27 protein-coding genes and 1 tRNA gene are annotated in these 26,892 nt (G+C 64.6%); 14 read left to right on the forward strand and 14 right to left on the reverse strand.

The window, feature by feature from the left end; genetic code table 11:
* The first annotated feature begins 20 nt into the window (after positions 1 to 20).
* The gene (locus tag AC1TQG_RS23905) at positions 21 to 359 is read left to right on the forward strand and encodes a hypothetical protein (RefSeq protein ID WP_482140892.1); all 339 of its coding nucleotides are present in this window, start codon (positions 21 to 23) and stop codon (positions 357 to 359) included.
* Positions 360 to 479: 120 nt separating this feature from the next.
* On the opposite strand, the gene AC1TQG_RS23910 is transcribed toward AC1TQG_RS23905, so the two are convergent.
* Positions 480 to 554, reverse strand: a tRNA-Thr gene (locus AC1TQG_RS23910).
* 6 nt (positions 555 to 560) lie between these two features.
* On the opposite strand from AC1TQG_RS23910, the gene AC1TQG_RS23915 reads away from it, so the two are divergent.
* From AC1TQG_RS23915 to otsB, 4 genes are all read left to right on the forward strand, one after another.
* Complete coding sequence (locus tag AC1TQG_RS23915) at positions 561 to 2,078, forward strand: threonine/serine exporter family protein (RefSeq protein ID WP_482140894.1); 1,518 nt, start codon at positions 561 to 563, stop codon at positions 2,076 to 2,078.
* 18 nt (positions 2,079 to 2,096) lie between these two features.
* On the forward strand, positions 2,097 to 2,264 hold the full coding sequence (locus tag AC1TQG_RS23920; protein ID WP_482140895.1) for a hypothetical protein: 168 nt from the start codon (positions 2,097 to 2,099) through the stop codon (positions 2,262 to 2,264).
* 3 nt (positions 2,265 to 2,267) lie between these two features.
* Positions 2,268 to 3,746 carry an alpha,alpha-trehalose-phosphate synthase (UDP-forming) gene (locus AC1TQG_RS23925; protein ID WP_482140897.1) on the forward strand — a complete coding sequence of 493 codons (1,479 nt, stop codon included), beginning with the start codon at positions 2,268 to 2,270 and terminating at the stop codon, positions 3,744 to 3,746.
* A gap of 120 nt (positions 3,747 to 3,866) precedes the next feature.
* Positions 3,867 to 6,422: a trehalose-phosphatase gene (otsB, locus tag AC1TQG_RS23930; protein ID WP_482140899.1), complete on the forward strand. Its 2,556-nt coding sequence runs from the start codon at positions 3,867 to 3,869 to the stop codon at positions 6,420 to 6,422.
* Between the two features lie 222 nt (positions 6,423 to 6,644).
* On the opposite strand, the gene AC1TQG_RS23935 is transcribed toward otsB, so the two are convergent.
* Together AC1TQG_RS23935 and AC1TQG_RS23940 are read right to left on the reverse strand one after the other, a co-directional pair.
* Complete coding sequence (locus tag AC1TQG_RS23935) at positions 6,645 to 7,472, reverse strand: transglutaminase-like domain-containing protein (RefSeq protein WP_482140901.1); 828 nt, start codon at positions 7,470 to 7,472, stop codon at positions 6,645 to 6,647.
* 36 nt (positions 7,473 to 7,508) lie between these two features.
* Entirely contained in the window at positions 7,509 to 8,594 is a 1,086-nt protein-coding gene (locus tag AC1TQG_RS23940; RefSeq protein ID WP_482140903.1) for an ROK family protein, read from the reverse strand.
* Positions 8,595 to 8,700: 106 nt separating this feature from the next.
* Here AC1TQG_RS23940 and AC1TQG_RS23945 point away from each other — a divergent pair, with 106 nt between their 5' ends.
* On the forward strand, positions 8,701 to 9,468 hold the full coding sequence (locus tag AC1TQG_RS23945; RefSeq protein WP_482140905.1) for an SDR family NAD(P)-dependent oxidoreductase: 768 nt from the start codon (positions 8,701 to 8,703) through the stop codon (positions 9,466 to 9,468).
* A gap of 150 nt (positions 9,469 to 9,618) precedes the next feature.
* Positions 9,619 to 11,238 (forward strand): DUF6777 domain-containing protein, encoded by a 1,620-nt coding sequence (locus tag AC1TQG_RS23950; RefSeq protein ID WP_482140907.1) that lies wholly within the window; start codon positions 9,619 to 9,621, stop codon positions 11,236 to 11,238.
* A 102-nt stretch (positions 11,239 to 11,340) separates the two neighbouring features.
* Here the strand turns inward: AC1TQG_RS23950 and AC1TQG_RS23955 are convergent, their stop codons facing one another.
* The gene (locus tag AC1TQG_RS23955) at positions 11,341 to 12,654 is read right to left on the reverse strand and encodes a L,D-transpeptidase (RefSeq protein ID WP_482140909.1); all 1,314 of its coding nucleotides are present in this window, start codon (positions 12,652 to 12,654) and stop codon (positions 11,341 to 11,343) included.
* 78 nt (positions 12,655 to 12,732) lie between these two features.
* Positions 12,733 to 13,815 carry a UDP-N-acetylmuramate dehydrogenase gene (locus tag AC1TQG_RS23960; RefSeq protein WP_482140911.1) on the reverse strand — a complete coding sequence of 361 codons (1,083 nt, stop codon included), beginning with the start codon at positions 13,813 to 13,815 and terminating at the stop codon, positions 12,733 to 12,735.
* Here AC1TQG_RS23960 and AC1TQG_RS23965 point away from each other — a divergent pair.
* The 5 genes from AC1TQG_RS23965 to AC1TQG_RS23985 all read left to right on the forward strand — a co-directional run bounded on the left by AC1TQG_RS23965 (position 13,814) and on the right by AC1TQG_RS23985 (position 17,667).
* Positions 13,814 to 14,314, forward strand: coding sequence for a DUF2505 domain-containing protein (locus AC1TQG_RS23965; protein WP_482140913.1), 501 nt, complete (start codon positions 13,814 to 13,816; stop codon positions 14,312 to 14,314). The genes AC1TQG_RS23960 and AC1TQG_RS23965 overlap by 2 nt on opposite strands.
* A 69-nt stretch (positions 14,315 to 14,383) precedes the next feature.
* Positions 14,384 to 14,893, forward strand: coding sequence for a DUF2505 domain-containing protein (locus AC1TQG_RS23970; RefSeq protein WP_482140914.1), 510 nt, complete (start codon positions 14,384 to 14,386; stop codon positions 14,891 to 14,893).
* Entirely contained in the window at positions 14,886 to 15,665 is a 780-nt protein-coding gene (locus AC1TQG_RS23975; protein WP_482141457.1) for a class I SAM-dependent methyltransferase, read from the forward strand. Before AC1TQG_RS23970 ends, AC1TQG_RS23975 begins: the two co-directional genes overlap by 8 nt.
* Before the next feature lie 23 nt (positions 15,666 to 15,688).
* Positions 15,689 to 16,522: a carbon-nitrogen hydrolase family protein gene (locus AC1TQG_RS23980; protein WP_482140916.1), complete on the forward strand. Its 834-nt coding sequence runs from the start codon at positions 15,689 to 15,691 to the stop codon at positions 16,520 to 16,522.
* 44 nt (positions 16,523 to 16,566) lie between these two features.
* Positions 16,567 to 17,667 (forward strand): LmeA family phospholipid-binding protein, encoded by a 1,101-nt coding sequence (locus AC1TQG_RS23985; protein ID WP_482140918.1) that lies wholly within the window; start codon positions 16,567 to 16,569, stop codon positions 17,665 to 17,667.
* Positions 17,668 to 17,685: 18 nt separating this feature from the next.
* Here AC1TQG_RS23985 and purU read toward each other — a convergent pair whose 3' ends face one another.
* A complete protein-coding gene (gene purU / locus AC1TQG_RS23990; RefSeq protein WP_482140920.1) occupies positions 17,686 to 18,567 on the reverse strand; it encodes a formyltetrahydrofolate deformylase in 882 nt (293 codons plus the stop codon).
* A gap of 27 nt (positions 18,568 to 18,594) precedes the next feature.
* On the opposite strand from purU, the gene deoC reads away from it, so the two are divergent.
* Positions 18,595 to 19,287: a deoxyribose-phosphate aldolase gene (gene deoC / locus AC1TQG_RS23995; RefSeq protein WP_482140922.1), complete on the forward strand. Its 693-nt coding sequence runs from the start codon at positions 18,595 to 18,597 to the stop codon at positions 19,285 to 19,287.
* Between the two features lie 36 nt (positions 19,288 to 19,323).
* On the opposite strand, the gene AC1TQG_RS24000 is transcribed toward deoC, so the two are convergent.
* From AC1TQG_RS24000 to AC1TQG_RS24035, 8 genes are all read right to left on the reverse strand, one after another.
* On the reverse strand, positions 19,324 to 20,022 hold the full coding sequence (locus AC1TQG_RS24000; protein ID WP_482140924.1) for an MOSC domain-containing protein: 699 nt from the start codon (positions 20,020 to 20,022) through the stop codon (positions 19,324 to 19,326).
* Entirely contained in the window at positions 20,019 to 20,942 is a 924-nt protein-coding gene (locus AC1TQG_RS24005) for an alpha/beta fold hydrolase (RefSeq protein ID WP_482140926.1), read from the reverse strand. The genes AC1TQG_RS24000 and AC1TQG_RS24005 overlap by 4 nt, the downstream gene beginning before the upstream one ends.
* On the reverse strand, positions 20,942 to 21,991 hold the full coding sequence (locus AC1TQG_RS24010) for an alpha/beta fold hydrolase (protein ID WP_482140928.1): 1,050 nt from the start codon (positions 21,989 to 21,991) through the stop codon (positions 20,942 to 20,944). Before AC1TQG_RS24010 ends, AC1TQG_RS24005 begins: the two co-directional genes overlap by 1 nt.
* 20 nt (positions 21,992 to 22,011) lie before the next feature.
* Positions 22,012 to 22,779 (reverse strand): MerR family transcriptional regulator, encoded by a 768-nt coding sequence (locus AC1TQG_RS24015; protein ID WP_482140930.1) that lies wholly within the window; start codon positions 22,777 to 22,779, stop codon positions 22,012 to 22,014.
* A gap of 128 nt (positions 22,780 to 22,907) precedes the next feature.
* Complete coding sequence (locus AC1TQG_RS24020) at positions 22,908 to 23,201, reverse strand: DUF2516 family protein (RefSeq protein ID WP_482141459.1); 294 nt, start codon at positions 23,199 to 23,201, stop codon at positions 22,908 to 22,910.
* Between the two features lie 109 nt (positions 23,202 to 23,310).
* Entirely contained in the window at positions 23,311 to 24,048 is a 738-nt protein-coding gene (locus AC1TQG_RS24025) for a heparin-binding hemagglutinin (RefSeq protein ID WP_482141460.1), read from the reverse strand.
* Positions 24,035 to 24,526, reverse strand: a complete 492-nt coding sequence (locus AC1TQG_RS24030; protein ID WP_482141462.1) for a helix-turn-helix domain-containing protein — start codon at positions 24,524 to 24,526, stop codon at positions 24,035 to 24,037. The genes AC1TQG_RS24025 and AC1TQG_RS24030 overlap by 14 nt, the downstream gene beginning before the upstream one ends.
* 122 nt (positions 24,527 to 24,648) lie before the next feature.
* Positions 24,649 to 25,968 (reverse strand): DUF445 domain-containing protein, encoded by a 1,320-nt coding sequence (locus tag AC1TQG_RS24035; protein WP_482140932.1) that lies wholly within the window; start codon positions 25,966 to 25,968, stop codon positions 24,649 to 24,651.
* A gap of 132 nt (positions 25,969 to 26,100) precedes the next feature.
* Between AC1TQG_RS24035 and AC1TQG_RS24040 the strand changes: the two genes are divergently transcribed.
* Positions 26,101 to 26,889 (forward strand): TetR/AcrR family transcriptional regulator, encoded by a 789-nt coding sequence (locus AC1TQG_RS24040; RefSeq protein WP_482140933.1) that lies wholly within the window; start codon positions 26,101 to 26,103, stop codon positions 26,887 to 26,889.
* The last annotated feature ends 3 nt before the right edge of the window (positions 26,890 to 26,892 follow it).

A 26,892-nucleotide genomic window follows, 5' to 3' on the forward strand; every position in this document is an offset into this window, starting at 1 on the left:
CGAGCACGATCGCCCCAACCGTGACGCGGCTGATCCTGCAGATAACGCCTACGTTGATGTTGGACATCGTCGATGATGGATATGTGACCCAATTCATGGATGAGATCGACAACGCGATCCACGCGCTCAGGGAGCGACTGGACGCGCTGCAGGCGACCATGACGTACGCGCCCAATCAAATGACGCCGTCAGCGCGCGAGAAGCGCATCAAACTCGACGAGAGCATCGTCGAACTTTTCACGATCAAGGCGCTGGTCGCGCCTCCCAATACGGATCCGCCAAGCAAGGAACTGCGGCAGCGTCTGCACCACGTGCTGTGGTTGAACGGTCTCCTCGACCCGAAGACTCCCCGCCCATAACGTCCGATGTGCCCCGCCCTTTCCGCTGGGCGTGGTTGCGCATCGCATGTACCGGGCTATGGCGCTGATCTGTAGCACCGAGCCAACCCGCCGGAACCGGCGAGTTGACCCTGAACTCTGTGGAGCCCCCTGTCAGGATTGAACTGACGACCGCTCGCTTACAAGGCGAGTGCTCTACCACTGAGCTAAGGAGGCAACTGCGTGCGTGAGTATATCGCGAGACTTCCCCGGCTCCTCGCCGGCAGTCGTCGAGCGACGATCGACACCATCGAACCATTCGAACCGGCGATATCTCCCCGACAGCCGATCGATCTCACCGACGATGCCGCGGTGACCGAGGTTCTGGACCTTGCGATCCAGGTAGGCGCGGTGTTGCTCGACTCGGGCACCGGTGCGATCGACACGCAAACGCAGGTGCGGTTTGTGGCGAGCATGTACGGCGTCGAGAACTGCGACGTTGATGTGACGTATAACACCATCTGGGTGAGCGCGCGTCGCGGTACCTCGATGACACCGGTCACCGCCATGAAGGCGGTGCACTACCGATCGCACGACTTCACCCGCCTGGCAGCCGTCGACCGGTTGGTCCGGAAGATCCGCAACCTGGCGATCGACCCCGGCGAAGCCCATACCGTCATCGACGCCATCATCTCCGCACCGCACCCCTATCGGCGCTGGATCGCGACGCTCGCGTGGTCGACGATGGCCGGCGCATTGTCTGTTCTGCTCGGTGGCGGCTGGCTGGTCGCAGTGGTTGCCTTCTTCACGACTGCGGTGATCGACCGAACCAACCGACTGCTCAACAAGATCGGCACACCGCTGTTCTTCCAGCACATGACCGGCGGTTTCATCGCGGTGATACCTGCGGCGGTCGTCTACGAGAACAGTGAGGCCCTCGGGGTCGACATCAAACCGTCACTGGTCATCGCGGCCGGCGTGGTGGTGCTGTTGTCCGGGCTCTCGCTGGTCGGTTCGGTGCAGGACGCGATCACCGGAGCCCCGATCACCGGCGGCGCACGTTTCTTCGAGTTGCTCATCATGACCGGCGGCATCATCAGCGGCGTGGGTATCGCCATCCGGTTGATGGAGGCCACCGGCGTCTATCTGCCGACAATCACTTCGACCACCGCATTCGACCTCGCCAACACACCGGTACGGGTGGTCGCCGGTGGCACGGCCGCCGCGGCGTTTGCCGTCGCGAGTTATGCGGAGTTCCGGGCTCTGCCGACAGCGTTCATCGGAGGCGCGATGGGTGCCGCCATCGTCGCAACGGCCGGCCACTACAACTTCGGCCCGGTCATCTCGGCCGGGCTCGCAGCCGCCATGGTCGGCCTCGTCGGTGGTCTGCTCGCCCGCCGCGCGCTGACGCCACCACTTGTGGTCGCGGTCGCGGGCATCACGCCGCTGCTGCCCGGTCTGGCCATCTATCGAGGGCTCTACGGATTGATCGGCGGTCAGACCATCGACGGTCTGACCGCGATCGGATCAGCACTCGCTGTCGGCTGCTCACTCGCAGCCGGCGTCACCCTCGGCGAGTTCGTCGCCCGGACGCTGCGCCGCCCCCGGATTGCGACAAAGCCGACCCGAGCGCTTTTGACCGCACGCTCGTCCATCCGCCCTGGTCGCATGACAGGTGAGCCCGAGGTCGACTCCGAGGCAGAGACCCAGCCACTGCGGAAGTCGGACCTGCGCGCGGGCCTCACCGATAGACGAGTATGAGCAGGTAGAATGTTCGCCATGCCTGCCAAGACCAGTGACAAAACCGATATCGCCGAAGAAGATCTGGAACCCGTCGCCGACGAGACCGCCACCTCCGCGCGCCGGGTTGTCGCTGCTTATGCAGTCGATGCCGACGAATGCCGGATGTTGCTGGCAATGCTGGGAATTGCTCCGGGCGAAGCCTGATCTGTGGCAACCAAGCGATCGAATAAGTCCGACCCGCGCGCCGATTTTGTTGTGGTCGCCAACCGGTTACCGGTTGACAAGCAGGTACTCCCCGACGGCAGCGTCCACTGGCAGCGAAGCCCCGGCGGGCTGGTCACCGCCCTCGAACCCATTCTCCGGTCACAGACCGGTGCCTGGGTCGGTTGGTCCGGCCTGCCGGATTCGGCGGAGCATCCCGAGGTAGAAGGGCTCCAACTCTTTTCGGTGCCGTTGTCGGCCGACGAGATCGCCGAGTACTACGAAGGCTTCTCCAACGCCACACTCTGGCCGCTCTACCACGACGTCATCGTCAAACCCGAGTATCACCGCGAATGGTGGAACTCCTACGTGGCCGTCAATCGACGGTTTGCCGAAGCCGCGTCGAAGGCGGCCGCCGAGGGCGCGGTGGTCTGGATCCAGGACTACCAACTGCAGTTGGTACCGAAGATGCTCCGGATGCTGCGTCCCGACCTGAAGATCGGGTTCTTCCTCCACATCCCGTTCCCCCCGGTTGAGCTGTTCATGCAGATGCCGTGGCGGACCGAGATCATCGAGGGTCTGCTCGGGGCCGATCTGATCGGATTCCACCTGCCCGGTGGTGCCCAGAACTTCCTGTATCTGGCCCGCAGGCTCGCAGGCCAGGCCACGTCCAAGGGACAGGTCGGTGTCCGCGCCAAGTTCGGTGTCGTGCAGGTCGGTTTCCGCACGGTCCGTGTCGGCGCCTTCCCCATCTCCATCGACTCGGGCGAACTCGATGCACGCTCGAAGTCCAAGGAGGTCCGCAAGCGGGCCGCCGAGATCCGCCAAGAACTCGGCAACCCGAAGAAGATCCTCCTGGGCGTCGACCGCCTCGACTACACCAAGGGCATCGACGTCCGATTGCAGGCACTCGCCGAACTCCTCGAGGAGGGTCGGGTCAATCCCGACGACATCACGATGGTGCAGCTGGCGACGCCCAGCCGTGAGCGGGTCGACAGCTACATCAAGATGCGCGGCGACATCGAACAACTTGTCGGCAACATCAACGGCAACTTCAGCGAAGTCGGACATCCGGTGGTGCAATATCTGCACCGCCCGGTCCCCCGCGACGACCTCATCGCGTTCTTCGTCGCGGCCGACGTCATGCTGGTCACGCCGCTGCGAGACGGCATGAACCTGGTCGCCAAGGAGTATGTCGCCTGCCGCAGCGACCTCGGTGGCGCATTGGTACTGAGCGAGTTCACCGGCGCGGCAGCCGAACTCCGGCAGGCATTTCAGGCCAATCCGTATGACACCGACGGGGTGAAGCAGGCCATCGCCGATGCCCTCGAACAGGATCCCGACGAAGGCAAGCGCCGGATGCGGGCCCTGCGGCGGCAAGTCCTCACCCACGACGTGCAGCGCTGGGCGAAGAGCTTCCTCGGTGCCCTGGGTGCCGACACCGAAACGATGCCGAGCGAGAACCGTGGACTTGACATTGTCTGAGTGCCGATGGACCGGCAATTCGCCGAGTCCGGACCAGAAGTCTGTGATGAGCACTGCAATTACGCCCGCCTTGCGCAGTGGATTGGACTTCGCCGGGGTGCACAGACTTAGACTCTCGTAGTGAGTGCACAAGACCTGGCTCCGGAACTGCGGCGCGCCCTCAAAGCCATCGCTCGTATGCCCAGGCTGCTCGTTGCCTCGGATTACGACGGCTGCATGGCCCCCATCGTTTCCCGACCTCAAGATGCACGACCCAACGTCGATTCGGTACGGGCCATGCGGGCCCTCGCCGAACTCGACTCGACCACCGCGGCAGTGATCTCCGGGCGCGCGCTGCGCGACCTGGCGACCCTGTCGCGTCTTCCGGCGGAGGTTCACCTCGTCGGAAGCCATGGCAGCGAGTTCGACGTGGGCTTTGTCCACGAGATCACCCCCGAGGCCACCGAACTCCTCGAAACGTTGATCGTCGAACTGCGCGCCATCGCTTCCGACTTCGACAACGTGACCGTGGAGACCAAACCGGCCAGCACCGCGCTGCACGTCCGGAACGCGACTCCGACCGACGCCGACGCAGCCTTGCGCCGGGTTCGCACCGGGCCGGCGACCTGGGACGGCGTACAGGTGACCGAGGGTAAGTCCGTCATCGAGCTCGCGGTCATCAAAACCGACAAGGGCCAGGCACTCGACATCCTGCGCCACGAGGCCGGGGCCAGCGCCGCCATCTTCTTCGGCGACGACGTCACCGACGAAAAAGCCTTCCACCGCCTGCACGGACCCGACTTCGGTATCAAGGTCGGCGAGGGCGACACCCTGGCCACCTATCGGGTCGACGACACCGAACAGGTTGCCGCCGCATTGGCTTTCCTCGTCGAGGAACGTCGCACCTGGCTGAGCGGCGACGCCGCCGTACCCATCGAGCGGCTGACGATGCTCGCGTCCCCGCGCACCGTCGCACTGGTCACCCCGGAAGCCGACATCTGCTGGATGTGCCATCCCGAGCCCGACTCCGCGGCACTGTTCGCGAACCTGCTCGGCACCGACGAGGCAGGCGAGTTCTCGATCAGCCCGATCGTCGAGGGAGACAAGAAGCCTCTCCCGCTGAGCCAGCGCTACATCGACGGAACGATGACCGTCCGGACCCGGTGGGCCGGACTGGAGGTCACCGACTACCTGCCGCACGACGTCAACGTCGGCCGCACCGACCTGACCCGTGTGATCCGCGGAAGTGTGAAGGCTCGGGTGCGGTTCTCACCGCGTCCGGAGTTCGGCCAAGCCGCCGTACGCATCGAGGTGTCCGGCGACGGGCTGCGGGTGTCCGGCTCCAACGAGCCGATCGTCCTGCGCGCTCCGGGGGTCACCTGGGAAATCGAAACCGACCGCCAGCACCAGATCGCGACCGCGGTGATCCAGCTCTCCGAAGAGCCGGTGGTGCTCGAACTCCGCTGCGGGTCCGAAGACCTCGAGCCCTCGTCGGTTCCGGAACCCGAGCGCCGCGCGGAGGCCGAACGGTACTGGAGTGAATGGGCCGCAACGCTGGACCTCCCCGGCATCAAGCGTGACCTGATGAAGAGGTCGGCGCTGACGCTGCGCGGACTCGTCCACAGCGACACAGGTTCGATCATGGCCGCGGCCACGACCTCATTGCCCGAGGAAATCGGCGGAGTCCGCAACTGGGATTACCGCTATTGCTGGCTGCGCGATGCGGCCATGACCGCGTCGGCGCTGGTGTCCGTCGGCTCGTTCAAAGAAGCCGAGGACTACCTGGGCTGGCTACACCGAGTGCTCGGCACCGTCACCGGCCCCGAGTGGCTGCATCCGCTGTACACACTGGCAGGCGGTGGGCTTCCGCCGGAAGCGGTCATCGACTCCCTGCCGGGATATGCCGGTTCGCGTCCGGTCCGGGTCGGCAACGCGGCCAACCAGCAGGTCCAGCTCGACGTCTTCGGACCCATCGTCGACCTGATCTCGACCCTGTCCCACGCCCGCGCCGCCGCAGGCCACCCGGATCCGCTGACGGCCGCCGACTGGGAACTGGTGCAGGACATGGTCTACGCGGTGGAACGCCGCTGGACCGAGCCCGACCACGGTATCTGGGAGATCCGCGGCAACCCCCGCCATCACGTGTACTCCAAGGTGATGTGCTGGCTGACCGTCGACCGGGCACTCAAACTCGGCAAGGAGTTCGGCCGCGAGACCGAACTCGGATGGCCGGTGCTTCGCGACACCATCGCGCGCCAGGTCCTGAGCCAGGGCTGGAACGAAAAGGCCAACTCCTACACCGCCGCCTACGACGGCGTCGACCTCGATGCCGCGACACTGCAGATCGGATTGTCGGGACTCATCGACCCGTCCGATCCGCGGTTCACCGCCACTGTCGTTGCGACAGAGGCCGAACTCCGCAGCGGCTCAACGGTGTATCGGTATCACCACGACGACGGTCTGCCCGGCGACGAGGGCGGCTTCCACCTCTGCGCCGCCTGGCTCATCGAGGCCTACCTCCTCATCGACCGGCGCAACGATGCAGAAGCGCTGTTCGACCAGATGGTCAAGGTGACCGGTCCGACCGGACTGATCTCGGAGGAATACGACCCCATCGCCGAACGGGCCCTTGGCAATCACCCTCAGGCCTACAGCCACATCGGATTGCTCCGCTGTGCACGGCTGTTGGGCGAGTAGCACCCGGGCACCAAGCCCTCTCCAAGTGGACACCAAGGGCCGCCGTGGACAGTGTTCACATGAACTACCAACCACGACGCGGGAAGAGTTTCACGTGGATCTGCTTGACCTGCACACCGACCCCGGAAGCGCCGCTGCCCCCGCAACGTTCTGCCGCGCCACAACGATGCACCACCCCACGGCCCTGGCGTTCGTCGGTCCGTCGTCACAGCCTGTGATCTGCTAACGCAGCTGGACCTGCAACGACGGATCGTCGATCGGTAGATAGCCGGCCACAATCGCCCCTACCTGATAGCTGCGCAGGACGACGTCGCCGCCGTGGCTGTCGAGAAAGGCGGTATCGGCGGCATCCCGACCAGAGGCGATCCGGACCAGCGATTGACGTGGCGCCAGCCCCGTGGCGTCCACGACCACCCACCGGCCGTCGATCAACGCCTCGGCGACGGCATGAAAATCCATCGGGTACAGACCCGGGGCGTACACCGACACCAGGCGGGCCGGAATTCCCAAGGCACGCAACAGCGCAACCACCAGATGTGCGAAGTCCCGGCAGACTCCGGCCCCCGACAGCAAGGTGTCGACTGCGCCGTCGATGGGATCGCTGGCACCGAAGATGTACGAAAGTCGCTGCCGGACAAAGTTCGTGACCGCCACCAACTGCTCAGCCGCAGGCATACTCGTATCGAACTGACCCGCGGCGAAGCCGAAGAACTTGTCGGCCTCGGCATACCGGCTCGGCCGGAGGTAGAGCGAACGGTCGAATTCGGCCACTTGCGCCGGATCAGCCGGCGTCAGGACACTCGCCGAGTATTCGACGTAGAGCTCACCGGACTCCACCTGCAGCCAGTGAATACGACTACCGCTGGCCGTCACGATCTCATCCGGGACAATTCGGTTGCCATCCAACCGAATTGACAGATTCTCGTTCAGTTCCGTACCGGGGAGACGGGCCACTGCGATCTGCAATTCGATATCGGTGGCCTTGTTCACCAGTACGTCGAGTACAGCCGAAACGTCACGTTGAGCGGTTTGCCCGAAGTCACCTGACATGGATTGGACGATCCCTTCCCCGAATGGTTTGCCGAGTCAGGAACTCGAGTTCTGCAAGGCCCCGATGGGATCAGCGTAGAGCGCTCCGAGCGATACCACCACGGCTGCACCTTCCTGGACACGCGCACCGAACCGCGGCGGCGACAGTTCCATCGGTCCCAGCCCGCTGGCCGCATCGAACGCCGCCTGCACCGGAGCCAGACCATGGCGATGTTCGGCAAAGACATGGCCGGCCAGGACCACCCGATCAGGATTGATCAGATCGCGCACCAGAGCCACCATCTCGCCGAGTACTCGTGCTCGTTCGTCGTGCAACGCACCCGGATCGCCTCCGGCGGCCACCGCATCGTCGAACACCTTGCGGCCGACAACATCCTGCAATAGCGATTGCGCCTGCCCGGTCAACAGCGGCGCGTGCACCGGCAGATGGCCGATATTGCCGGGCCGCTCCTGCACTCTGCCGTCGATCGTGATTGCCAGGCCGACCGTCTCACGAACGTAGAAGAGCAGATCGGTGCCGGTGGTGTTGTCTGCACCGGCCAGGAGCAACTCGGCCGCCGCCATCGCCTGAACGTGCTGACTGACCGATACCGGCAACGCCAATTCGTTCTCAAGGGCTTCACCGACCGGTGCCCGCCGCCAGCCGAGTTGAGCATGGTCGACGCTGCCGTCCTCGTAGACCGTGCCACCGACAGCGGCACCGGCCCACAGCGGTACCCGCTGGGTGAATGATTCGGCGACCAACGCCGCCCGCCGCGCGATCAGCCGGAGAGCCTCCTCTGCAGGCCCGACCGGCGTCGACATCGCGACGGTCTGCAACGGTCGGCCACCCAGGTCCGCAACCATCAGCAAGGTCGAACGGGCACCGATGTGCACGGCGATCACACAGAACCGATCGCGATCGAGGGTCAACGGCACCTTCGGGCGACCGATGGCTCCGGACGCAACAAGGTCCGGACGTTCCCGTACGAGCCCGAGCCGATCGAGTGCCTGCAATTGCCTGTTGACGGTCGCCGGAGACAAGCCTGTTGCCGCAGGCAGGCGGTCCCGCGTGACGGGTCCCTCGGTGCGGACAGCCCGGAACACCACCGCGGCGGCGCCATCACCCCGTTCAAACGACACGGTCCGTGATTCACCGGATCGGGCTCGCGGTCGAGATCCGCCTGCTACTTCGTCAGACCCCATGGTGGAAAAATCTACCGGTCGCAGCGCACCTAGACTGCACACCATGACAATTGCAGCCAGCGCCGCGTCCAATACTGGTGATCGCAAGGTCGCCGTTGTAACCGGGGCCAGTTCGGGTATCGGCGAGGCCACAGCCAGAGTTCTTGCTGCGCAGGGCTATCACGTTGTGGTCGGCGCCCGCCGCATCGACCGCCTCGAGAAACTGGCCGCCGAGATCAACGGAACGGCCCTCCCCCTCGATGTCACCGATGAGGAATCCGTGCAGAAGTTCTGCGCACAGATCCCTGCGGTCGACGTCCTGATCAACAACGCAGGCGGCGCGAAGGGGCTTGCCTCCGTCGCCGAGGCAGACCTCGACGACTGGCGCTGGATGTGGGAGACCAACGTCCTGGGAACCCTGCGGGTGACCAAGGCGCTGCTGCCGAAACTCATCGACTCCGGCGACGGACTGATCGTCACCATCAGCTCGATCGCCGCCATCGAGGCCTACGACAACGGGGCCGGCTACACGACGGCCAAACATGCTCAAGCGGTTCTGCACCGGACACTGCGGCCCGAGCTTCTCGGCAAGCCGGTCCGGCTGACCGAGATCCAGCCGGGCATGGTCGAGACCGAGTTCTCACTTGTTCGCTTCGAGGGCGATGCCGAGAAGGCCGACAAGGTCTACGAGGGACTGACACCGCTCACAGCCGAGGATGTGGCCGAAGTGATCGGTTTCGTCGCCAGCCGCCCGCCTCACGTCAATCTCGACACGATCCTGCTGATGCCCCGGGACCAGGCCTCCGCCCGCCGAAACATCAAGACAGGCTAGACGTTTTCGGGTGTTCCTATGTTCGTATGAACATCCCAGGGTTTGGTAACACATCGCGCACCCCGTTCGAAGTCCAGACATAATCCTTGAGCGGGTAACCGGTCCCCCACCACGGCGGGCCAGGGTCCGCACCGGACCTTGGAGACTCGAGTGAGCTATCCGTACGACGCTGCATCCACCGGACCGATCTCGACTCCACCCAACGACCGCAAGCAGATCGTCATCGTGCTTGCGGTCGTTGCGGCATTGCTGCTGACGTTCCTCGGCATCGGTGCGGCATATCTGTTCACGAATTCCGGAAGCAAGGTCAAGGCAACGACCGCGCCAGAGCTCGTATTGGAAGCGGCCAACAGCACCGGCACCGACCCCTTCACACCGTCGGTCGCGGTCAGCAACCGTCCTCTGGACCCGGCCGTGACCGGACTCGCTCCCGCGGGTGCGGTCACCGTCCGCGGTGTCGAAGGGATCGACGGCACCACCAGCGGTCTCTACGGCGCCGATGGTGACGCGGTCTGCGACGCTGCGGCGTTGGCCAACCACCTGGCCAACAATCCGGCCAAGGCCGCCGCTTGGGCGAGCGTGTTCGGGATCAGCACCGCTCAGATCCCGTACTACCTCGACACACTCACCCCCGTTGTCCTGACCCGCGACACCTGGGTCACCAACCACAGCTACTCGAGTTCCGGCGCGTACGCGTTCCAATCGGTGTTCGAGGCAGGGACTTCGGTACTCGTCGACGCGTACGGCGTTCCCCGTGTTCGCTGCTCGTGCGGCAATCCTCTTGCGCCACCGGCAAGTACACCGGTCGCCGGATATCGAACAGTCGGCGATCCGTGGCCGCGTTACGCACCCCGGCAGGTCGTGTACGTGACCTACAACAACGAGCACACGACGATCGTCAACAACACCACGACCGTCGTCCCGGCGCCCAACCCGGCACCGACACCGGTCGCACTGACCCTGCTGGATCTGAAGACGCTGCAACCACTGATCCGCGCGGTAGGCGGCATTCTGAACCTCGAAGGCCTTCCGCCACTGACCGAACCGTTGCCGTCACCAGCCGCCCTGAACACTCCGTTCACGTCCGCTGATCCAGACCAGCAGGCGGCCAACGGGATCCAGGCCGACGGGCAGCCGGCTCCGGAGGTCCGGCGTCGCGCGGCCGCTGAAACATCTGAGTCGTCGACAACCGACGTGCCGGCACCACAAGCTGAGGTTCCCGCCGAATCAACGGTCCCGGCAGCTCCGGTGTCGTCCGATCCGGCAGTGCCCGTAGCGCCTTCGGCCCCCAGCGCACCTGCTGCCCCGCCTGTCGACGAGGTTCCGGCTGCACCGGCGACGAGCCCCAGCGTGGCCCCGACGCCGACCGTGTTCACCGGCAGCGGTGACATCATCTCGAGTTTCACCTTCACCGCCGAAGACGCATCGGTCACCTGCACGGTCCCCGATCCGACTCAGACAACAGCAGAACTCAGCTGTACAGACGACGTGAAACGAACGGTGTCGACGAGCTCGCTGGCTCAGCCGTCGGTGACCTCGTCGACGGACAGCCTCGGGGTCTGGGCGGTCAAGCTGACCGACGTCACCGATCCGGAGAACCCGACGACCGAGACGGCAACGATCTCAAAGGCGGTGTGGACCCTCCTCCCGACTGCCACCGTGGCACCGCCGGAACCCGAAGTCGCCCCGGCGGCCGAGACTCCGACCACTGAACCCCGGACGGTCACCAGTGAGCCCACCACCGCATCATCGGCACCCGCGGCGGGCTGACAGCCAGAACACAGAGATGCCCCGGAGCCGAAGCTCCGGGGCATCTCTATGTGGTCGCTGCCGCAGATCAGACTGCGGCGTAACGCAATGGTGGACGGGGCCTCAGCCGACCGGCGCTCGGGGAGCCCCAGAGTTCACCGGCGTCGTCGGGATGCCGGACACGTCCGGAGCATTCGTCGGTGTGGCAGGCGCCGACTGCACGTCGGGCGCACCACCGATCGCCGACAACGACTTCCAGGTTTCCCAGTCGTAGATCCAGTCGAAGATGTCACCGTCGGCCTCGGACAGTGGGACCCGGGTGTTGATGACCTCGACCGGGTCGCCGTACATCGCGGTGTTGAAATACTGCTCCGCGTCTTCGAGTGAGAGGTTGACGCAGCCGTTGGTGACGTTCGAAGATCCTTGGACGCCAAGGGTTGCCGGGTTGGCGTGGATGAACTCACCGTTGTTGGAGATCCGAACCGCAAAGCGCTCGAGCACATTGAAGTAGCCTGCGGCCGGGTTGCTCATGTAGAACTGCTCATGCTTTTCGCTGACGACATGGATGCCGGAGCGAGTGACGTTGCGGTCGAGGTCACCTTCGCCGTAGCTACACGGCAGCGTCATCAGCGTGTTGCCGTCGTTCTGTACAACTATCTGATGTGAGTCGGCGTCGGCCTTGACGATCTGGTTGCGCCCGATCACGAAGTCGCTTGTGACGTCGGCCTCGCCATAGCTGCCGTCGCCGTAGTCCACGCCGTAGAGCTTGCCGACCATCGACACCGTGGTGCCCGGTTGGTAGTAGTCCTTGGTTCGCCAGTGCACCCGGGACCCACCGTCTTCGCCCAGCCAGCCCCAACTGCCCTCGGTCGCCGGTGTGGTGGTGACCGTCAGTGCCTTCTCGACGGCTTCCTTGTCTGTCACGACGCCGTTGAACTTGAGCATCAGCGGTGCGGCGATCCCGACTTCTTGACCGTCGGCGATGTTGATCACCAGACCGATCTGGCTGTCCGGGGTGAGTGTGCCGAAACCACCGGTGATCGGGACAGCTTTGCCGTCCTCCCCCATCGCCGAACCCGCCCACGTGTACTGGCCGCCGTAGCCCAGGGGTTCGGTGATCGTGAAGGTGGTGCGGTCGGCCGACAGTTCGCCGGACACCACCCGCCCGTTCGCATTGGTCAGTTGCACATCGGGATTGAGCACGCCGTCGGAGACCTTGACCGACACCACCTCGATAGGTGAGGCGTCGGTCACGTCGAGGGCCGGGCTGTACGAGATATCGGCTTTCGGCTCCGTAGGCGCCTTGCTCCCGCCGGCACCACCGGTCGAGTCGTCGCCGGTACTGCAGGCCGCAGCGGTCACCCCGGCCGCACCGACGGCTATCGCCGTGAGGGCCGCGCGCCGAGACAGCAGCAGACGGTCACGGTATTCAGTCATGCGCCAAACAGTACCTGCGTCGCTGGTCGCCACCGCCTGTCGCACCGCGTACCTGTGCCACAGTGTCACCTGAACGAACTACAACGAACAGCCGACCAACACCGGTTCCGGCTCGAGCCACAGACCAAATTTCTGCTGCACGCCACCGCGCACCTGGCGAGCCAGGTCGATGATGTCTGCGCAGGTGGCCTGCCCCCTGTTGGTCAACGCCAATGCGTGCTTGGTGGACAGCCGGGCGCGCGCATCGGCGTCGGGATAACCCCGCGCAAAACCCGCCCGCTCGATCAACCATCCGGCCGAGAGTTTCACACCGTCATCCGCAGGGAACTGCGGCACGGTCGCCTCCGAACCGAGCTCTTGGACGATCTGGGTCAGGACCTTGGGCAAATACTCATGCGGGACAATCGGATTGGTGAAGAACGAGCCGACGCTCCAGGTGTCGTGGTCGTCGGGGTCGAGGACCATCCCCTTGCTCGCCCGTAACGCCAGCACGGTCTCGCGCACCTTCGGGGCCGGCGCTCGCGCCCCGTCTTCGAGGCCGAGAACCCGAGCCAATTCTCCGTAGCGGATCGGCTCACTCTGTCCGTCGTCGCGGAGCCGGAACGAGACGCGAACCACCAGTTCGTCATTGCGATGTTTGAGTCGGCTGGTGCGATATCCCAGGCCCAGGTCACCCGAGTCGACCCAGTTGAGGGCGCCGGAGCGGCGATCCAGGATCTGCACCGACCGCAGCAGCGAACCGACCTCCACCCCATACGCACCGACGTTCTGGACCGGTGTGGCACCGGCGGCGCCTGGAATCCCGGACAGGCATTCGAGCCCGCCGAATCCGCGCTCGACGCTCTCGGCCACCAGCGCATCCCAGTTCACACCGGCATCGGCGACGACATGATCGGAGCGCCAGTCGAGCTCGGTGTTGTTGATCCGGACCACTGTTCCGTCGAATCCGTCGTCACCGACCACCAGGTTCGACCCGCCTCCCACCAGCAGCACCGGAGTGCCTGCGGCATCGAGGCGTCCGACGGCGTCGACCAACGACTCGGAGTCGCCGCAGTTCACGACGTCGCGGGCGGGACCGCCGACGCGCAAGGTGGTGATCTCGGACAGCAAGAGGCGGTCATGTGTTTGTGCGGCCACCCCGCAACGGTAGCCTGCACTCATGGCGACCAAGCTGCAGCATTCGATCGACTTTCCGTGTCCCCCGGCCGACTTCGCTGCGGCGGTCACGTCCGAGCAATACTGGAATGACCTGGTGGCCAACGTTGCAGCCGACGTTTCCGAGCTCGAATCTTTCAAGGCCACCGACGACGAGGTCACCGTGGTCCTGCAGCAACGTGTCCCCGAAGACAAACTGCCGTCAATTGTGACCAAGGTCCGTCCCGGCGACCTCCACATCGCCCGCACCGTCATCTGGTCGATCACCGACGGCGCCATCTCCACCGGCACCTTCGCCGCTGTGGTCGAAGGCGCACCCGCCAAGGTCAACGGCACGCAGAACCTGACCGCCACGGCATCGGGCAGCACGGTCACCTTCGAGGGCTCCGCCGACGTGGCAATCCCCTTTGTCGGCGGCAAGGTCGAGAAGGCGATCATCGAGAACATCACCGAGTTGATGGCCGCCGAGCGCGACTACACGATCGAATGGCTCAACGCGCGCTGACCAGCGCCGCACTGCCCCGAGCGCGAGGCGGATCCAAGGCCTGATGTTCCAACGGGTTACCCTGTGCCCATGGCACGACGTCTGTCCTACTCCGCCCGGTACCACCATGCCCCGAAGAAGGTGTACGAGGCCCTGTCCCTGCGGGAGTTCTGGGACGCGCAGATGGAAGAGTTCCGCAAGCTCACCCCGCAGTCGGAGATCGATTCCTACATCGTCGGCGACAACGGGGTCGATGTCGTCCTCAAGCAGGTCCTTCCGCGCACAGAATTGCCGCCGATCGCACAGACGGTGATGGCCAAGGACATGGTCATCACCCGCACGGAGTCGCTGGGTCCGTTTGATCCGGACAGCACCAAGGGCACCTATGCGGCGTCGATCCCGGCCGGCCCCGGCAGCCTGACCGGCGTGCAGGAGTTGTTCCCGACCGAGACCGGCTGCACCATCCGCCGGACCACCGAGGTCAAGGTCTACATCCCGTTCATCAACGGCAAACTCGAACAAATGATGCTGGTCAACCTGGTCGATCTGTTCCGAGGTGAAGCGGAATTCACCTCGGGGTGGATTGACGCCAATCTCTGAGCGGCGGCCGGAAGGGACGATCACCCGCGGTACAACCGGTATCAACCGGCTCCGTCGTGTCGATCGCTGGATAGCCCACCACCGGCCGATACTCGCTGCCCTGGAGTCGGCACGGCAACCGCTGGCCGTCGACCTCGGCTACGGCGCCCGTCCGGACACCGCGCTCGAACTCGCGGCACGGCTCCGCGCCGTGGTTCCCGGTACCCAACTCGTCGGACTCGAAATCGATCCGGCCCGGGTGGTGCCGCCGCAGGACGGGGTGCGATTTGCCGTCGGCGGTTTCGAACTGGCCGGACTGCGACCTCAACTGGTCCGTGCCTTCAACGTGCTGCGGCAATACGACGAGTCACAGGTCGACGCGGCCTGGGCGCGCATGCAGCAACAGCTTGCACCGGGCGGTTACATCGTCGAAGGAACGTGCGACGAACTCGGTCGCCGGTGCTGCTGGATCCTGCTGGACGCGCACCATCCCTTGACCTTCACGCTGGCGTGGGATCCCGCGCGCAGCGCACGTCCCTCGGACCTGGCCGAACGCCTCCCCAAGGCGCTCATCCACCGCAACGTACCCGGCGAACGGATCCACAACCTGCTGGCCAGTCTGGATCGCTGCTGGGACATCGCAGCGCCGTTTGCACCCTTCGGTCCACGCCAACGTTGGCACCACACGCTGGAGTTGTTGTCCACCTTCGGTTTTGCCCCGACGCCTGATCGTCGGCGCCATCGCGACAACATCGTCACCGTTCCCTGGGATCAGGTCGCACCCGGAATCTGACCACCGGTCGTAGGGTGGACGTCATGCGTATTGCCATCGCCCAGATCAGCAGCGGATCCGACCCGGACAAGAATTTGGCGACGGTTTCGGAGCAGACCTCGGCCGCCGCAGCGCAGGGCGCGGAACTGGTCGTCTTCCCGGAAGCCACGATGTGCCGCTTCGGGGTGCCCCTCGGTCCGGTCGCGCAACCTCTCGACGGCCCGTGGGCGACCGCGGTCGGCAAACTCGCCGCCGAACACCAGATCACCGTCGTCGCCGGGATGTTCACCCCCGGCAGCGCCGATCGGGTGCGCAACACACTGGTCATCGCAGGCCCGGACGGCCAGATCACCGGGTACGACAAAATCCACCTGTACGACGCGTTCGGATTCGCCGAGTCGAAGACCGTGGAACCCGGTGACCACACGGTCGCGTTCGACGTCGGAGCGGTCACCGTCGGCACGGCCACCTGCTACGACATCCGTTTCCCACAACTGTTCACCACGCTGGCCGACCGCGGTGCGACCCTGATCGTCGTCCCCACGTCATGGGGCGCCGGTCCGGGAAAGCTGACGCAGTGGCAGACCCTCGCAGCGGCCCGCGCACTCGACAGCGGCTGCTTTGTCGCCGCTGTGGGACAAGCGGTTCCGTCTGATCCCGCGGTCGCCGAATCGACGACGCCGACCGGCATCGGCCATTCGATCCTGGCGGGACCATTCGGAAACGTGCACGTCGAACTCGGTGAGGCGCCCGAGCTTTCGGTCATCGACCTCGACTTCGACGAAGTCGACCGGGCCCGTCGTGCGATCGCCGTTTTGCCGAATCGTCGCGACATCAATTCATTGGCCTCTACCAGCGTCGATACCGAAACACAGTAAACTCTTAGGCGCGGTTGCGCGCCGACCATGCATCATCGTTGGTGATGAACAATCGCGACGACGCCGAGTCGACACCGGACGACGAAACCCAGCCTGCGCCCCCGACTGAGGGTGCGCCGTCGCCCGCTGTGTCCGAGAATGCAACCAGTGATGACCTCAACTCGGACACCGACCAGTTCCCACCGGTTCCGTCCGGCCCTGCCCCCGAGGCCTATTCGAGCGGTCGCCAGGACACCGCGCAGCTCGAGGTGCCGCCGGACGGGTTCGAGCCGTACTCCGGTTCTGGTGGGCCCCCGCCCGCAGGCCCGGCATACGGTCCGCTATCGCCGGAACGGCCCAAACGTCGGACCGGCATGATCGTCAGTGTTGTCGCACTCAGTGTCGTGCTCCTGCTGGTGATCATCGGGGTGGGCAGTGAGCTGGTCATCCGCAACAAGGCCCAGGACTGCCTCGAGCAGTCGTTCGGTGAACTCACCGGCGCCTCGACGTCGGTCTCGTTGAGCAAGCGGCCGATGTTGCTCCAGTGGGCCTCCGGAACGGTTCCCTACGTCCAGGTCGACACGAGCAACGAAGGCGACTCGTCAATGCGCCTGCACGCCCGCGGCGACGACATCCAGAGCGGCGACAACGAAACCACCATCGGTGAAATCCAGGGCTCGGGCTACGTGCCGTTCGCCCGCATCATGGAACTGAGCCAGACACCCCAAGCAGAACCCACCGAGCCGTCCGAACCCTCCGGCGGTGGTCTGAGTGGACTCCTCAGCGCGATGGGTGGCGGGATGACCGTGGACAGCGTCACCGGCAATGCCGCCGCAGGCACGATCACCGTCAAAGGCAACTTCCAGCTGCTGATGCTGCCGATCCCGGCCGAAGCAGAGCTCAAGCCGGTCACCCAGAACGGCAAACTCACGTTCGAGGTGGTGCAGGCCAGCGCCGCCACCCTGGGCATCCCGAACTCCTGGGCCCAGGCCCTGGTCGATCAGATCAGCGCGGGACTGTTCCCACCGCTGTTCAACGAGCTCACCTTCGAACAGCTCACCGTCTCCGACAAGGGTGTCGAGTTCGCGGTCTCCGGCAGCGATGTCGCGCTGAACAACCAGACGACCGGCTCGAACGAGTCCGGTGAGAGCTGCACCGTCCTCTGACGACCGGGGACCGCTCGATCAGCTGAAGACGACCGTCTTGTGGCCGTGCACCAGCACCCGGTCTTCCAGGTGCCACCGCAGTCCGCGAGCCAGCACCAGCTTCTCGATGTCGCGGCCCTGCCTCACCATGTCGGCCACCGAGTCCGAATGATCGACGCGGATCACGTCCTGCTCGATGATCGGTCCGGCGTCGAGTTCGCCGGTCACGTAGTGGCAGGTGGCGCCGATCAGCTTGACGCCCCGCTTGAAGGCCTGGTGGTACGGCCGCGCTCCGATGAACGACGGCAGGAAACTGTGGTGGATGTTGATCGCCTTGCCTGCCCAGTGCTCGCACAGCCCTTCGGGCAGGATCTGCATGAACCGCGCGAGCACCACGGCGTCCGGATCGTGTGAGTCGACAAGCGCCTGCAACTCTTCGAATGCGCCGGCCTTGTCCTTGTCGAACGGGATGTGGTGGAACGGCACACCCAAGCGGGTGCTGAAGTCCTCGAGGTCTCGGTGATTGCCGATCACGGCGCTGACCTCCGCGGGCAGCTCACCCCGATACGAACGGCCAAGCAGATCGCCCAGGCAATGACCCTCTCGGCTCACCAGCAGGACGGTTTTCTTGGGGACGGCCGAATCACTCACGCGCCACTCGGTTTCGGGGCCCAGTTGCGCCACCACTTCCGCTTCGAAGCGGGCGCGCAGCTCCTCGAACGTCAGCGCCACCGAATCTGCACGGACAGCCTGGCGGGTGAAGAACCAGCCGGAATCGGGATCGGAGTGATAGGCGGCCTCGACGATCCAGGCACCGACCTCGGCCAGAAAACCTGAGATGCGGGAGACGATTCCCGTGGTGTCTGGGCATCCGAGCGTCAGCACGTACCGATGGCCATCTGGCGGCGAGAATGTGGTCACAACTGTCCAGTGTGCCAAGCTCGATTCATGCCCGACACCCCGACCGGTCCACAGCTCACCCGATCAGTCGTCGCCGCCATGGTCGACCACACACTCCTCAAGCCCGAAGCGACCCGCGCGGACGCTGCAGCGACGGTCGCCGAGGCCAACGACCTCGGTGTGCTGGCCGTCTGCCTCTCACCGTCGATGCTCCCCATCGACACCGGAACTGCGCTGAGCTGCGTTGTGGTGGGCTTCCCGTCGGGTAAGCACCATTCGCTGATCAAGGCCACCGAAGCGAAACTGGCCGTCGACTCCGGCGCGCAGGAGATCGACATGGTGATCGACGTCGGCGCGGCGGTCGACGGCAAGTTCGACGAGGTGTTCACCGACATCTTGACCGTCCGCGAAGGGATCGGCGCCGGGGTCACCTTGAAGGTGATCATCGAATCGGCGGCACTCCTCGCCCTCGCCGGACCGGAAACCGTGACGGCGGTCTGCAAGGTCGCGGTCAAAGCCGGTGCGACGATGGTCAAGACCTCGACCGGCTTCCATCCGGCAGGCGGTGCCAGCGTCGAAGCCGTGCAACTGATGTCGGCAGCCGTACCCAAGCATGTCGGTGTCAAGGCCAGCGGTGGTATCCGAACTGCGGAGTTCGCAGCCGAACTGATCGCGGCAGGCGCCACCCGGCTCGGGTTGTCCGGATCTCGGGCCGTGCTGGATGGTTTTCCGGAAGCCTGAACCTGGATTACGTGGTTGTCGCCCGCACGACGTGACTCATCCTGTCGCGTCCGGCGGGCGTCCGTGCAGGCGTCGGCTGTCACTGTCCCGCCGTCCCGAAAGTCGCTTGTGCAGAAGGGTTGACCACGACGGAGGCAGCACGCCGGGCTCGTCGAGAAGTCGCCGAATGGCAGGCGCATCCCCGCGGTCGATGTTGAGTACGCGGTGAACCTCGGCGACCGTGATGCCGTGCCTGGGAGCATGTTGCAGGACCAGGCAGTCGCCGGATGAAAGACGACCGGGCACAAGCACTCTCAGATAGAAGCCGGTCCGCCCCGTGCGCTGGGTCACCACTGCGAGGTCGTCGATGCCATGGAAGGCTGCGAGTTTGAAGCACGGGCGACGGGGCTGGCTCACCTGTACGGTCACACTTCCGATGTTGAACACCGAGCCGATCAGGGCATCGGTTTCGAGTAGCCCGGTGATGGTGAGGTTCTCACCGAAGGCGGGGCGCCCGAAGGTCTCGAGCGCGTCGCCCCAGGCTTCGTAATGCTCGTTCGGGTAGGCCAGAATCGCTTTGTCGGGTCCGCCGTGGTTTCTCCGGTCGCCCTGTTCGTCACCCACCACACCACGTTTACCGACAGTGACCGGGCCCGATACCGGCACCTTGGCGATCGCAGACGGGACGGCACGTCCATGCCACCGCAATGACTGCACGCCACCAACCGACACGTAGAGCACGCGCGGGCCCGTCATCGTGCACTCTCCCCCGCCAGGTCGGCGATGACGGCGTTGAACCGGTGCGGTTGCTCCCAGTTCAGTAAATGTGTTGCATTTCGCCAGGTTTCGAGCCTTTCCAGGGAACCGGCACGGCGCAGGGCCTCGGCGAGTGGAACCGCAAGCCGGGGCGGCGTGAGTCGATCGCGGCCGCCGACGAGAACGGCGACAGGGATCGCCATCGCCGACAGGCCCCGTGCCACGTCCAGGTTCTCCAGGCAGCGTCCGACCTTTTCCCTCGTGCGCCAATCGGTGTCACGCAAGATCTCGCCGAGGAAGTCGAGTTGCGCCCGGGTCGCTCCGGGGAACACCGCACCGGCGGCCACCATGCCGGATCGCATGAGCAGGTCACCGCCGGCCCAATGGATGGCGCTGAACGTCAGCCATGCCATCTCGTATTGGACGCGTCGAAGGAGCGTGACCGGACTGGCCAGGCGGACAGGACCTTTCGTCACCGGCGAGGTTGCCGACGTACCGGCGAGGACAATCGACCTCGCGTAGCGCCCGACCTCGGACGGGTACTGCGTGGCCCAGCTCATCACCGACATCCCTCCCATGCTGTGCCCGACGATCACAGCGGGCCGATTGTCGGCCACAGTGTGCTCGAGCACCGCCGAGAGGTCTTGCCCGAGGTGTTCGTTGGTCATCGATCCGCTGCCGAGTTCAGATCGGCCGTGCCCGCGCTGGTCATAGGTGATCACCCGGAATCGATCGGCCAGGCCGTTGATCTGCGGATGCCAGTAGCGAGCGCTGACGGCGAAGCCGTGCACGAGCACCACCGGATCGCCGTCGGCCGGACCATATTCGTACACGGCAATCGAGGCGCCCCCTGGGCGGTCGATGACGGTGTGCCGCATGTCGATCTGCGGGGCCCGCAGCAACGGCTGCCCCCGAGACATCAGCCGGCCGTTCGATCCAGCAGATCGGTCAGCAGCGCGTTGTAGCCAACCGAGTTCTCGATACTGCTCATATGCCCGATCCCCGGCCACACCACCAGGTCGTCGAGGTGGCCGTGGCCGCGCAGCGCGGCGGCCATCGATTCGGCGTGGACGGCCGGGGTGAGTTTGTCGTCGGCGCCGACGACCACGAGTGTCGGCACCACGAGCGCGTCCAGACCGCCCGATACGTCGAGGTTGACCAGCGCATGGCCCCACTTACCCCGCGACCGTCCCGGACAGGCCGCCACCATCTCGTCACAGAAGTCGACATGCGATCCGCGTGAGGTCGTGTTCAGCGCGATGTACTGGGTGACCTTGCGCGACACCTTGGTTCGCGGGAGGTGAACGGTGGCGCCGGCGACGAGACGACTCGTCAGGTACTCGATCGGCGAGAGTGCGTCAGGCAGGTCGAGCGGAATGAGACCGAGATTGGGCAGCAGATGCTCGGCGCAGGTGGAGGTCAGCACCACGGCGCGCGCCACCTCGGGGACGCTGCCCGGAAACTGCTCGGCCCACGACAGAATTGTCATTCCTCCCATGCTGTGACCGGCTATCAGTGCTTTACGGCCTTGCGGGACAACCGCACTCAGCACGGCCTGCAGATCCTGACCCAGGAGATCAGCGGTCAGCTTCGAGGTTCCGCGCGGCGAACTGCCATGCCCGCGCTGGTCATAGGCGACCACGCGGTACCGGTCGGAGAAGGCATTGATCTGCGGGTACCAGTATTGGGTGCTGCAGGTCCAGCCATGCACGAACACCAGCAACTCACCATCGGGCGGCCCGTAGGCGAGCACATTGAGTTCGGTACCGTCACCGGCCCGAACGGGTATCCGCTCGGGTTCCGCAGCGGGTGTGGCCAGGAGCGGATCCGGCTCGTCCTCAATGGGATCCGGCGCCAGCAGTGCCGCGCGAACAATCGATCCCAGGAACGTTCCGGTGATCGCAGCACCGGCCGCGACCACACCGCCTGCGACGATCGCTCCCCCGAGCGCGATCTTCTTTCCGTTCACACTTTTCCCCTCATGCCTGTTTAGTGACTTTCCACATCGCCTGTGGCGACCGGCTTTTCATCGTCAGAGGCCATCATCAACTCGGCACCGCGATCAAGAGCCTTGGAGATCTCGGCATCCATGGCTTTGCTGAAGGCGACTTCGACGATGTCGTGCGCCATCGGGCGAACGGTCTGCACCAATTCGGCGAGCCTGATCACCTCGCTCTCCTCGAGTTCGAAGGGTTCTCCTTCGACGAGGTATTTGTCGGTGACAATCGAGACGAAGCTCGCGGCGATGTCCTGCAGGTCATCCTGGACGCGTTCCCAGCGGTCGAGCAGGACTTCCAGGTCGATTCCGGCTTTGACCAGAACCTCGGCGCCTGCCAGGACCTCCGGGTTGGTGACGGCATATCCGGCGCCTTCTTTGACCAGCAGACCGAGACGCTGTCCCAGCGCGATGCTGCTGTCGGTGGCTCCGAGACCTTTACGCAATTCCGAGATCGTGATCGTGGCGACGCGGCGAAAGTTCTTCCAACGGCTGCCACGTTTGGGCTCGCCTTCGAGTACGTGCTCGACCTTGAGCCCGTACCGCGCCGCCATCAGCAATTCGCTGATGGTCGCAAACGTGTAGCCACGCTCGAGCATCTGCGAGATCATCTTCAGGCGACTCAGGTGCTCGGAGGAGTACCACCCCGTGCGTCCCTTGATCTTCGGCGGAGGCAGCAGCCCGCGATCCTGATACACCCTGATGTTGCGAACGCTGACGCCGGAGATATCCGCGAGCTCGTTGATCCGGTATTCAGCCATCTGCTCATTCTAGGTCGACCACCAGCGGTTCTCGGCGATGGGACCAGCGTGCTATATGACACCAGACATTGTCAAGGTCTGACGCCTCAAGGGGCTCGACGGCGTCGACCCCACGACGACGGCGCCGATCAGACCTTGCGGAACCACGACTTGTTCTGGATCGAATCGACCCGCGGGCGAACATCCACGATGTACACCAGCGTCGCGACCACACCGACGATCCCCAAGATGCCGATGGCGCCAAAAAGCCAGATGAACACCGTTGCGGCGGCCAGTATCGACACCCAGATCACCTTGCTCTGGCGATCGACTGCCGGAAACGCATCCGGCCGCTGGACCGCGGCATGCACCAACGAAACCGCCGCCGCGATGCCGGCCACAACCGTCAGAGCGAGAAGGACAAAGCTCTGCGCGTAACCCATGAAAGATAGAATGTCCACGAGTTCACCTTACTGTCCAATTCACCTGACGGTCGCAGCGTCGCATCGCAGCGGCCGGTTTTGAAACCCCGAGCCTGACGTGTTGAAGCCCTTACTTCGGCGGGGCCTTCTTGGCCGGAGCCTTCTTCGCGGGGACCGCCTTCTTGGCCGGAGCCTTCTTTGCGGGGGCCTTCGCGGCCGGAGCCTTGGCCTCGGCGATCTTCTTGGCCGGGGAGTCGCTTGCGGTCCTAGCCTTCGCCTCTACGGTTCCGGCGGCGCCTGCGATCTGTTCGGAAGCCTCCTCGCTGGCGTCCTCGATCTTCTCCGATGCCTCGTCGATCTTGGTCGAGGCGATGCCCGCGAGCTTGGCCGCACGCTGACCGACGGCCCGCGTCTGTGACGAGATGGTGCCGAGGGTGTCCTCGGTCAGGTCGACGGCGTCGCCGTACGCCTTCTCGACGCGGCTGAGCTGCCCTTCGACAGCGGGAGTGGCACGCAAGCGCTCCACGGTCTCTTCGCCGCGCTCGGCCAGCGAGTTGTAGATGTTGGTCGCGACCTCGATGTAGGCCTCGGCGACCTTGCGTAGTTCTTCGGTGGTGAACTTCGAACGCAGCTCGTCGATATTCGACGGAACCTCCTCCGGCAGAGCCGAAATCCGCTCGCGAGTCTCGTCCAGACGACTCTGCGCAGTGGTGCGGGTCTCTTCGAATCGAGCCTGGGCTGTCTCCGTGGCGGTTTCGGTGCGCTCACGCAACTGCGTGATCACGTCATTCACCTGCTTCAGTGCCAGATCTCCGGCACCAACAGCGGCATACAGTGGGTTTGCGAGATTGCGGTCAGCTTTGGTCATCATGTCCCTCCAGCGTGGACTTTAAAGTGGTTTGTGTTGCGCTCGTGCCACTTTCGACCTCGGCCCGGCTCTCTTTACAGAACGAATCGTAGATCTCGAGCAACACTTGCTTCTGGCGTTCGCTGATGACGGTGTCTGCCATCAGCGCGTCGCGCACCGGGCTCGCAGGACGCTCTTCGAGAATCCCGGCCCGCACATAGAGCACTTCCGCCGACACACGTAGGCCCTTGGCGATCTGGGCCAGCACGTCGGCCGAAGGCTTGCGCAACCCTCGTTCTATTTGACTGAGGTACGGATTGCTCACCCCTGCGCGCTCGGCGAGCTGGCGCAGTGACACCTCGGCGGCAATCCGCTGAGACCTGATGAAGCTGCCTATATCTTGGGCTGCAGTGGCAACGTTGGCACTGAGGTCCTGGGCGATGTCCTGGGCCGCGTTCGCAGCGGCCGCCACCGGCCCGTCTTCTGGATCAGTTGGCATTGGAACCATCGGTGACTCCTTCAGGTTTCGAGACCCATGGTGCCACGTCTGCTAGCAATTGCAAGCAATGTGCTAATTCGTGACGAAGGCCACAAACAACCTGTCCTTTTTGGGTGGTTTGTTCAGTTGAAAAGCAGCACGGACACGGTGTAGATCGCCAGCCCGGCCAGCGCGCCGACAACGGTGCCGTTGATGCGGATGAACTGGAGATCGCGTCCGACCTGCAGTTCGATCTTGTTGCTGGTGTCGTCGGCGTCCCACCCACGGACGGTCTCGGTGATGACCGAGATGATCTCCTGCGAGTAGTTCTCCGACACGTGCCGTGCCACCCGCACCATCAGCAGATTCATCTTGTCCTGCAGTTCGTGATCATCCCGGATCCGCACGGCGACTCCGATGACCGAATCGGTCAGGGTCTTGCGCAGGGTTCCATTCGGGTCGGCGAGCAGCTGCTCGATCAGTGCCTTGCCCGCATTCCAGGCCGTCGAGGCCGCACCGGTCACCTCGTCGCGCTCCAGCAGCTCCGACTTGATCGCCTCGAGCCGCTCGATCGTCGCCGGGTCATGCTGGAGGTCGTCGGCAAGTTGCACCATCATCGTCGTCATGGCAGTCCGCACCTGATGGTGAGGGTCGGTCTTGACCTTGAACGAGAACTCGACCAGCTCTCGGTAGATCCGATCTCCCACAAAGTGATTGACGAACTTGGGCGCCCACGCGGGCCCGTCCTTGTCGATCACGCGGTCGATCAACTCCTCACTACCGAGGGCAAAGTCATGCGCACGATCACAGACGAGCTGGATCACCGGTTCGAGCCGGTTCTCGGCGATGAGTTGTTCGAGTACGCGTCCGGCCGGCGGACCCCATTCCGGTTCGGCAACCCACTTCATCCCCGCCAGGATCAGCTGTTCGATGTCTTCGTCATCGAGCATCTCTGCGGCAAACGCGATCCCGCGTGCGGCCTCCGCGCCGACGCGCGGCGCATTCTTCGGATCGGCGAGCCACGACGACACCCGTTTCGGCAGAGCCAGCTGGGCAACCTTGTCCTCGATCACGTCCGGTGTCATGAAGTTCTCTTCGATGAACTCCCCCAGCTGATCGCCGATCTGATCCTTCTTCTTACGGATCAGTGCGGTGTGCGGGATCGGAATGCCCAACGGGTGCTTGAAAAGCGCCGTGACAGCAAACCAGTCGGCGAGCGCACCGACCATGCCCGCCTCGGACGCCGCCCGCACGTAGCCGACCCAGGCTGCGACGTTCTCCCCGTCGCGGTCTTCGAGCCAACGGCAGAAGAAGTAGATCACCGCCGCGAGCAGCAGAAATCCGGTCGCGACCATCTTCATCCGCCGCAATGCGGCCTTACGCTGCGCGTCAGCACCCCCGATCCCGGAGATGTTCCGCTTGGGCGCGGGCGGCACTACCGGTGGCGCCTGTGTCGTTTGCATTCATCCAGTGTTACCGAATCTCGGCCGTTCAAGCGGGAAGGCATAAGCGACCCTGCTCTCAATGCATTGCCCGCGTGCCGCGGAACATATGGTGAACGGGCAACTACCGGCAACGAAGAAGAGACTTGTGTGATGTGCCCTCGACCGAATCCGGCAGCAGCCGCGCGCGCTGCGGTCGCAGCTGCTGCGACGGCCGCCGCCAAGGGCGCGTCGTTGCCCAACGCCATCCGCAGTCAGGTGGGCATCGACGAGGTCAAGACCGACGGCCGAAAGCGTCGTTGGGAGGGCCACAAGGAGGCCCGGCGCACCGAACTGGTCGACGGAACGCTCGCTGCGGTCCGGACACTCGGGCCCGACGCAGGCATGGACGAGATCGCCGCCGAGATCGGGGTCTCGAAGACCGTCCTCTACCGATACTTCAGTGACAAGAGCGACCTGACCACCGCAGCGATGATGCGTTTCATCGAGACGGTACTGGTCCCTCGGCTGAGCAGTGCGATCAACGAGGACCTCGAAGAGTTCGACCTCACCCGGATGGTCATCTCCGTGTACGTGCAGACCGTCGCCGATGAACCGCAGATCTACTCGTTTGTGACGGCGGGTGGTTCGGGCGCCCAGGTTCTTGCCGATTCGCAGAAGCTCGTGGCGCAGATGCTCGCGTTCGTGATGATCAACCGGATGGTCGATCAGGGATCCGAGACCGCAGGCGTGGAAACGTGGGCCTACAGCCTGGTCGGCGCAATCCAGCTCGCGGTGCACTGGTGGATGGTCGAACAGCGACTCGGCAAAGAAGAGCTGATCAACTACCTGACGATGTTGGTTTGGTCGGCGATCTCCGGGATCGCGGCGGCAGGCGGTTCCAGCGAGTTTTTCAACGCTCAAGAACATCCCCTCCCCGAGGCGCCTTCACCGATAGATTGACGC

This window comes from Williamsia sp. Y844 (genome assembly GCF_056786475.1).

Excerpts from the sequence above, each read along its gene's own strand:
- deoC (WP_482140922.1), top strand. The coding sequence starts at position 18,595 with ATGCCCGACACCCCGACCGGTCCACAGCTCACCCGATCAGTCGTCGCC.
- AC1TQG_RS24030 (WP_482141462.1), bottom strand. The coding sequence starts at position 24,526 with ATGCCAACTGATCCAGAAGACGGGCCGGTGGCGGCCGCTGCGAACGCG.
- AC1TQG_RS23965 (WP_482140913.1), top strand. The coding sequence starts at position 13,814 with ATGGCGACCAAGCTGCAGCATTCGATCGACTTTCCGTGTCCCCCGGCC.
- AC1TQG_RS23980 (WP_482140916.1), top strand. The coding sequence starts at position 15,689 with ATGCGTATTGCCATCGCCCAGATCAGCAGCGGATCCGACCCGGACAAG.
- AC1TQG_RS23920 (WP_482140895.1), top strand. The coding sequence starts at position 2,097 with ATGCCTGCCAAGACCAGTGACAAAACCGATATCGCCGAAGAAGATCTG.
- AC1TQG_RS23970 (WP_482140914.1), top strand. The coding sequence starts at position 14,384 with ATGGCACGACGTCTGTCCTACTCCGCCCGGTACCACCATGCCCCGAAG.
- AC1TQG_RS23935 (WP_482140901.1), bottom strand. The coding sequence starts at position 7,472 with ATGTCAGGTGACTTCGGGCAAACCGCTCAACGTGACGTTTCGGCTGTA.
- AC1TQG_RS24000 (WP_482140924.1), bottom strand. The coding sequence starts at position 20,022 with ATGACGGGCCCGCGCGTGCTCTACGTGTCGGTTGGTGGCGTGCAGTCA.
- AC1TQG_RS23985 (WP_482140918.1), top strand. The coding sequence starts at position 16,567 with ATGAACAATCGCGACGACGCCGAGTCGACACCGGACGACGAAACCCAG.
- AC1TQG_RS23955 (WP_482140909.1), bottom strand. The coding sequence starts at position 12,654 with ATGACTGAATACCGTGACCGTCTGCTGCTGTCTCGGCGCGCGGCCCTC.
- AC1TQG_RS24020 (WP_482141459.1), bottom strand. The coding sequence starts at position 23,201 with ATGGGTTACGCGCAGAGCTTTGTCCTTCTCGCTCTGACGGTTGTGGCC.
- AC1TQG_RS24040 (WP_482140933.1), top strand. The coding sequence starts at position 26,101 with ATGTGCCCTCGACCGAATCCGGCAGCAGCCGCGCGCGCTGCGGTCGCA.
- AC1TQG_RS23960 (WP_482140911.1), bottom strand. The coding sequence starts at position 13,815 with ATGAGTGCAGGCTACCGTTGCGGGGTGGCCGCACAAACACATGACCGC.
- AC1TQG_RS24035 (WP_482140932.1), bottom strand. The coding sequence starts at position 25,968 with ATGCAAACGACACAGGCGCCACCGGTAGTGCCGCCCGCGCCCAAGCGG.
- AC1TQG_RS24005 (WP_482140926.1), bottom strand. The coding sequence starts at position 20,942 with ATGTCTCGGGGGCAGCCGTTGCTGCGGGCCCCGCAGATCGACATGCGG.
- AC1TQG_RS23945 (WP_482140905.1), top strand. The coding sequence starts at position 8,701 with ATGACAATTGCAGCCAGCGCCGCGTCCAATACTGGTGATCGCAAGGTC.
- AC1TQG_RS24025 (WP_482141460.1), bottom strand. The coding sequence starts at position 24,048 with ATGACCAAAGCTGACCGCAATCTCGCAAACCCACTGTATGCCGCTGTT.
- AC1TQG_RS24015 (WP_482140930.1), bottom strand. The coding sequence starts at position 22,779 with ATGGCTGAATACCGGATCAACGAGCTCGCGGATATCTCCGGCGTCAGC.